Genomic DNA, 318 nt, shown 5'->3' with positions numbered 1-318 from the left:
AAATGACCATTGCTTCCTTTGTGACTTTACGGCGAATAGAGTCTTCAAAATAAGGATTTAACAAGTCATCTTTTAGCTTATGGAGGTGCTCTTTTTCATTAATTTTCCAAAGTATATCAGGAATCTCATCCGTTGCTTGAGACACTTCCGAATTTAATTCATCACAAAGTTCGTCAACGATTCGAATGAGATCTGTCGAATCATAAAATTCATGATTGTAAACCCGTAACCGGTCCATTGTTCTAGCGAGAGCTTCTACGCTGCCTTTTGTTTGGGGGCGAAAAGGGCGACAGACCATTGTTCTGAACCCTGCATCTT

At 39.9% G+C, this 318-nt stretch carries 1 pseudogene; it reads right to left on the bottom strand.

What is annotated here, in order from left to right:
• Positions 1-318, bottom strand: a pseudogene (locus tag ACYQ2O_RS13045) (IS21 family transposase); the annotation flags it as partial.

The sequence above is a fragment of the Alkalibacterium sp. m-11 genome (genome assembly GCF_054658155.1).
This window is presented reverse-complemented; position numbering and strand designations above follow the sequence as displayed.